Source organism: Paenibacillus sp. 01T422, from assembly GCF_056398785.1.
On the sequence record NZ_JBFTQB010000604.1, the window covers coordinates 1 to 6,397 of the forward strand.

Genomic DNA, 6,397 nt, shown 5'->3' on the forward strand with positions numbered 1-6,397 from the left:
GCTGAGAGAGAGCAAGTAGAAAGCCTATTTGAACCGCATGCGCTGAATACGTTTACCACGGACTTCGGCAACTGGAATAGCCAGATTGAGACGGAAGGGGAAAGAGTCGAACGAATTATCCGTGAGTCTCAAGCCATCCGAGAACAGCAAGTGAGCAGAGAAGTTCCTGACCAAAGACCAGAGCCGATTACGGAGCGAAATCGCGATGAATGGTCGAGCTGGACGCATAAGGGGCCTTATGTAGAACMTGAAGTAGGCGCTAGATATGCCAAGTCAAGTGGCGCTCCTTGGATTCGTATTGCAACCTCGGTAGCGGGAGCTGTCGTGACGGGAGTTGCTTTCGGTTTTTTTGTCCTCTCCATGTTTTCACCATCTGATCGTACACCGACAGATTCAGCTACTGGCAAAAATACAATCGCTGTTCCTTCTGCTAACGTAGTGGCAGTTCCCTCGAAAGCGCCGGGCGGAGCTACGAAAACAGGCACAGATCAAGCTGCTAGCCTTCCTGCAACGGCTATTGCTGTAACGCCTGTTCAAATTCCGGCCAAATCCTACACGTTCCTGCAAAATGGGGTGTTCAGCTCCTTGCAAGGTGCACAAGCAATCCAGGATACGCTGAAGAAGAAAGGGCTGGCATCTGCCCTGGACAGTTCGGATAAGCTCCTAGCTGAAACGAAGCCGAGCGTGCTTTCAGACAGTTCTCTGCAAACGATTCACGCCTTTCACCAATCGCTGACGATGTTGTCTACAGCGCTAAATGAAGGTTTAAACGATGACTCCAAGCCTATTGTCCAAAAGATGACTTCCTCCTTGAACAGCGCTGTGCAATCGATGGATGAGTACAAGAAAAGTCCTTCCACAGCGATGCTCTGGCAGGCTCAAACTTCCATGATGCAGTACATTCTTGCACAGAAAGACCTGCTCAAGAAAATAAGCGCATCTTAATCTAAAAAAAACAGGTGTCTCCAAACTCATCTGAGCTTAGGGAGACACCTGTTTTTTATTTTGTGTAGTAACGATCTAACAGGGCAGCAATCTCTGCGCGTGTCATCGTTTGTTCGGGTTTGAACGAAGTATCCGTGATTCCGTTAATAATGCCTTTTTGTTTCAGCGCATAGATTGCTTTGGCGCTCCACAAGTCCGCCGGCACATCGTCAAATGTTACCTTAGGTGCTGTGTTTTGCCCAGTACTTTTTGCAGACAATTGGATGAGACGGTCGAAGATATAAGCGACTTCGCCACGAGTGATCGGTTGTTCAGGTCGAATCGTTCCATCGGCATAACCTTGAAGCAGCGTTAATTTTTGCGCCTTGGCGAAAACGGGGCTTGCCCAGTAAGAAACGGGCAGATCTTTGTACGTTTTGTCAGCCGACTGGCAGCTATATACCGCTGAAGTGACAGTTCCACTTGGGGTGCAAGCTGTTACTAGATTATCGAATGAAAATACCCGATCCATCAATGTGAGGAATTCCGCTCTTTTCAAAGCGCGATCCGGTTCATATCGATTGGCGATTCCATCTATGATGCCTTTGTTTTTCATGCGAAGAATGGATTCTCTTGCCCAATGCCCCAGGGAATCAGTGAATAATGGCGGCGTATAGCCCGCAATGCCGTTCGCGATACCAACAGCCATTTTCGCTCGTATGGCGTCACTCGCAAGCAAAGCTGCATCACTAGATTGGCTTAGGAAAGCTGTTTCCACAAGAATGCTTGGAATGCTACCCATTCTAGCTACATAAACCGCGCTTGGGACTAAGCCCAAATTCTTGGTGCCAGCTGCCGAAACCAAAGAATCCAAAACATGCTGGGCCAAGTCTTTGCTGTAGGGTGTCAACTGTTTCATTTTGTCGCTTGCAGGATAATCCTCTTGGGGGTAGTCGTTATCGTAGTAAAGCACCATGCTGCCTTTGGTAGTGCCGTTCGGATGCGCATTTGCGTGGACGGATACGAATAAATCCGCATGCAAGGCATCTGTGAAATTCACGCGCTCTGCGAGTGACCAATACGTGTCATCGGTTCTTGTCATGACGACTTCGTAGCCTCGCTTCGTTAGCTCGTCCCGCAGCTTTTGCGTGATGTCGAGGTTGACATCTTTTTCCTTCAAACCATTCACGCCTGAGGCACCGGGGTCGCTACCGCCATGACCGGCATCAAGAACAATTTTGTAGGCAAAAGCTTGGTAAGGAAACGCTATCGTAAGTATAAAAGAAAGTAGAACAAGTCTTTTAAGTAAAGTCATAGTTGAAGTACCTCCGATAATCTATCTTACTAGGATCAGCTAAGGATGTAAGCAGGTAAGAATCACCATCTGGCTACATTTTTAATGGAAAAAATTAGAGTGTGCCCGTATAATAGGGCTTGTACATAGAAGAGAGGATGACAGCGATGAAAAAAAACACATTTATATTAGTCACATTTTTAATCATCGGATTGATAACCGGGATTATAATCGGTCAGTTGCTGGCCCCTGTGCCTAGTATTCTTGGATTAGTGGGGGCGTTCCTCCTGTATCGCAAGCTGTAAAAGGTATTCAGTCCTATTCGGACATTATTATAAGCTAGGAGTTGTTTCTTTTGAGCAAATTACCAAACCACGAACAAAGATTAATTCTTGCTTCATCCTCGCCGCGAAGGCAGGAGCTGATTCAAGGACTTGGACTACCCTATATCATTCGGGTGAGCGACGCGGATGAGACCGTAGAAGGAAAAATAACTCCTTCAGAACTAGTAGAAGTTCTATCTATACGCAAAGCGTCAACGGTACGCGAGATGCTGGAGTCCAGTGAAAAGCACGGAATTATAGTAGGTTCTGATACGGTCGTTGTTCTTCAAAATGAGGTTCTTGGAAAGCCCGTGGATGAAGAGGACTCTTACCGGATGTTGAAAGGTCTGCAAAGCACGACGCATCAGGTGTACAGCGGGGTGGCTTGCATTGACGCAGCTACTGGGAAGCATGTGGTTTCGCATAGCGTAACGAATGTGAAGATGAAAGCTATGTCAGACGAGCAGATTCGTCGCTATATCGCGACAGGGGAGCCTAAGGATAAAGCGGGTTCATATGCGATTCAAGGGATTGGCGCCACGATCGTCGAATCGATTGAAGGGGACTATTTTACAGTTGTTGGATTGCCGCTTTCGTTGCTTAGTGATTTGTTGTTAAACTTCGATATTCAGGTCCTGTAATCTCTCTTTACCAAACGTTCACACATTGACTGTGCAATCTGTAACGGGTACAATGACAGTAGCAACATGACATCGCATTCTTCAGGGAGGATTGGCCATGAACAGCGAATTTACAATAGCCGTCCACAGTCTCGTATTTCTTGCAAATTTGCCTGATCATATGGCAACCAGTGAAGAAATTGCTACGAATGTATCCACACACTCTGCTCGTATACGCAAAGTTATGGGCTTTCTGCGAAAAGCAGGTTACGTTACAACCAAAGAAGGCATCGGGGGCGGATTCATTTTCTGCCGTAATCCGGATGATGTGACGCTCGGTGAAATTTATCGCTTAACTTGTCACGGTTCTTTGAAGCCAAGCTGGTGCTCCGGCGATGAGAAAAATAACGATTGTATCATTTCATCCAAGATGGATAAGTTGATGGGCAACGTTTTCGCTGACGCAGAGAAACAGATGGAATTATACTTCGATGGTTATACCATCGGCGGTATGCTGGAACGAATCAAAGCGTATGGATGCCCAGAATTGAATAATGAGCAGTTATCCTAGAAGCCCTCGGATCTTATAATCCGGGGGTTTTGTGTTGTTTTAAGACCCTTATCGCTATGAATGGGATACGGATAAGTAACACAACCTACAGATGGAAAGAGGGGAATTGATGGAAGTCACAAGTTTAATGCTGCGGGAAGTGCCGAACGAGGAAAGACCTAGAGAGCGAATGCTCCAATATGGAGCTGGGGCGTTAAGTCATGCCGAGCTTTTAGCAATTATTCTTCGCACAGGAACGGTTTCGGAGTCAGCGGTTCGTCTAGCAAGCCGCATCTTAAGCGAGTCCGGAGGATTGCGCAGCCTTGTGGACATGAGCAAAGATCAGCTTACGGAGATCAGAGGCATTGGTGATGCCAAAGCGTTGCAAATTCTTGCTGGTATCGAGCTTGGGCGCCGAATTGCCAAGAGCACTTTCTCGGAGCGGATAACAATTCGTTCACCGAAGGATATCGCTAATTTAATGAGTGAGGAGCTTCGTTATTTACAGAAGGAGCATTTTGTTTGTTTGTTTTTGAACACGAAAAATCATGTGCTTGCGCAAGAAACCCTCTCTATGGGCAGTTTGAATGCTTCCATCGTCCATCCTCGCGAAGTTTTCCGTGCAGCCATAAAAAGAAGCAGTGCGTCTATTGTTTGTGTACATAATCATCCTAGTGGAGATCCCACCCCAAGTCCGGAAGATATACAGCTAACCCACCGTTTGGTGGAAGCGGGAACTATTATTGGTATTGAAGTGTTGGATCATGTTATCATAGGTGATCAGAGATTCATAAGTTTGAAGGAAGAAGGCTTTATGTAATATAATAGGTTGGCAATAGGAAAGGAGTAACTGCCATGTTTGGAGGCTTTACGAAAGATCTAGGGATTGATTTGGGTACAGCGAATACACTGGTTTATGTAAAAGGCAGAGGAATAATCGTTAGAGAGCCATCGGTGGTTGCTCTACGTACGGATACGAAAACAATCGAGGCTGTCGGAGACGCAGCCAAAAAAATGATCGGCCGCACACCAGGCAACATTCGTGCGATTCGCCCGATGAAAGATGGCGTTATTGCCGATTTTGAAACGACAGCAACGATGATTCGCTACTTTTTGAGACAGGCTCAAAAGCAGCGCTGGTTATTCCAACGGCACCCTAATGTAATGGTTTGTGTGCCTTCTGGCATCACGGCCGTAGAGAAACGTGCGGTGGAAGACGCAACGAAACAAGCTGGAGCGCGTGAGGCTTATACGATTGAGGAGCCGTTTGCGGCAGCGATCGGCGCGGATCTCCCAGTATGGGAACCAACGGGAAGCATGGTCGTCGATATCGGAGGGGGAACCACAGAGGTTGCGGTTATCTCGCTTGGAGGCATTGTAACCAGCCGTTCCATTCGTATTGCTGGGGATGAAATGGACGAGGCCATCATTCAATACATTAAACGTACATACAATCTGATGATTGGGGAACGCACATCCGAGACGCTCAAGATGGAGATTGGTTCTGCACTTCCGATGGAGCAGCCGGAGACACTAGAGATCCGTGGACGTGACCTTGTTTCCGGTTTGCCGAAGACAATGAGCGTAACCTCCGATGAGATCACAGAATCATTGATGGATACGGTTAATGCGATCGTTGAAGCTGTGAAAGTCACGCTAGAGAAGTGTCCGCCCGAATTATCGGCGGATATTATGGACCGCGGGATTGTGTTAACCGGCGGTGGCGGTTTATTGCGCAACCTGGATCGCTTGCTTGCTAGGGAAACTGGCATGCCTGTTCTAGTTGCGGAGAATCCGCTTGATTGCGTAGCTATCGGGACAGGCCGCGCCTTGGAAAATATTCATTTATTTAAAAATAAATCAGGTTCACGCTATAAGCGTTAATATTCGTCAAGAATTCGTTAGAAGGTGCTCATTTTGTTCAAATTCATGGGAAACAAGAGGCTGATATTCCTGATGTTCGGTCTAGTCTGCTTCTTTATATTGATGGGATTAACGCTAGGAAACCGGGGACCGATGACGTGGCCGGAGAAATTCGTCAAAGACTCGGTATCGTGGACGCAAGGACTCTTCTACAAGCCCGCTGCGCAGGTAGCGGGTTTCTTCGAAGACATTCGGCAGCTTAGAGTCATCTATGAAGAAAATAAGACGCTGAAACTGACCTTGACGCAGTATGCGCGAGATACACAGCGTTTGAACGATCTGGAATCGCAAAACAAGCGCCTGATGGAAGATCTGGGCTTTACAGAACGACAGCGCCAAGCCAACGTCTACACGTATCGGATTGCCGAGGTTGTTACGGTGGACAACGATCCGTACAACAGCACAGTGACGATTAATTTGGGCGACAAGGACGGAATCAAAGAGAATATGGCGGTTATGACCGTTGACGGATTAGTCGGCAGAGTGAGTAAAGTGTTCGGCTTTCATTCCAATGTGCAACTGTTGAAAGATATCACGGATTCCGACAACAACTCCAAAGCGGTAGCGGTCACCGTGAAAGGCAATGAGAATCAACCATTCGGCATGATTGAGTCTTATGACAGCAATACTGGGGAACTTGTGATGAACAAGGTGGAACATGCGGACGACATGAAAGTCGGGGATACGATTATTACATCAGGTTTGGGGCAAGTCTTCCCTAAGGGTATCGAAGTAGGGACAATTTCCTCCATCGGCCCAGGGG

Annotated in this window: 7 protein-coding genes and 1 pseudogene; 7 read left to right on the forward strand and 1 reads right to left on the reverse strand. The window is 47.2% G+C overall.

Translation table 11 applies throughout. The annotated features are described in order from the left end of the window. Nucleotides 1-945: pseudogene (locus tag AC1DUA_RS27030) on the forward strand (hypothetical protein); the annotation flags it as partial. 55 nt (nt 946-1,000) lie between these two features. Here the strand turns inward: AC1DUA_RS27030 and AC1DUA_RS27035 are convergent. Then, nucleotides 1,001-2,239: an N-acetylmuramoyl-L-alanine amidase gene (locus tag AC1DUA_RS27035; RefSeq protein ID WP_477502712.1), complete on the reverse strand. Its 1,239-nt coding sequence runs from the start codon at nt 2,237-2,239 to the stop codon at nt 1,001-1,003. 146 nt (nt 2,240-2,385) lie between these two features. On the opposite strand from AC1DUA_RS27035, the gene AC1DUA_RS27040 reads away from it, so the two are divergent. From AC1DUA_RS27040 to mreC, 6 genes are all read left to right on the forward strand, one after another. Then, a complete protein-coding gene (locus AC1DUA_RS27040; protein WP_477502713.1) occupies nt 2,386-2,523 on the forward strand; it encodes a hypothetical protein in 138 nt (45 codons plus the stop codon). A gap of 50 nt (nt 2,524-2,573) precedes the next feature. After that, nucleotides 2,574-3,182, forward strand: a complete 609-nt coding sequence (locus tag AC1DUA_RS27045) for a Maf family protein (protein WP_477502714.1) — start codon at nt 2,574-2,576, stop codon at nt 3,180-3,182. Between the two features lie 97 nt (nt 3,183-3,279). Beyond that, nucleotides 3,280-3,732 carry an RrF2 family transcriptional regulator gene (locus tag AC1DUA_RS27050; RefSeq protein WP_477502715.1) on the forward strand — a complete coding sequence of 151 codons (453 nt, stop codon included), beginning with the start codon at nt 3,280-3,282 and terminating at the stop codon, nt 3,730-3,732. A 109-nt stretch (nt 3,733-3,841) separates the two neighbouring features. Continuing rightward, nucleotides 3,842-4,531 (forward strand): RadC family protein, encoded by a 690-nt coding sequence (radC, locus tag AC1DUA_RS27055; protein WP_477502716.1) that lies wholly within the window; start codon nt 3,842-3,844, stop codon nt 4,529-4,531. Nucleotides 4,532-4,566: 35 nt separating this feature from the next. Next, nucleotides 4,567-5,595, forward strand: a complete 1,029-nt coding sequence (locus AC1DUA_RS27060; protein ID WP_477502717.1) for a rod shape-determining protein — start codon at nt 4,567-4,569, stop codon at nt 5,593-5,595. Between the two features lie 33 nt (nt 5,596-5,628). Beyond that, nucleotides 5,629-6,397: rod shape-determining protein MreC (mreC, locus tag AC1DUA_RS27065; protein WP_477502718.1), on the forward strand; the 769-nt coding region annotated here is incomplete at its 3' end.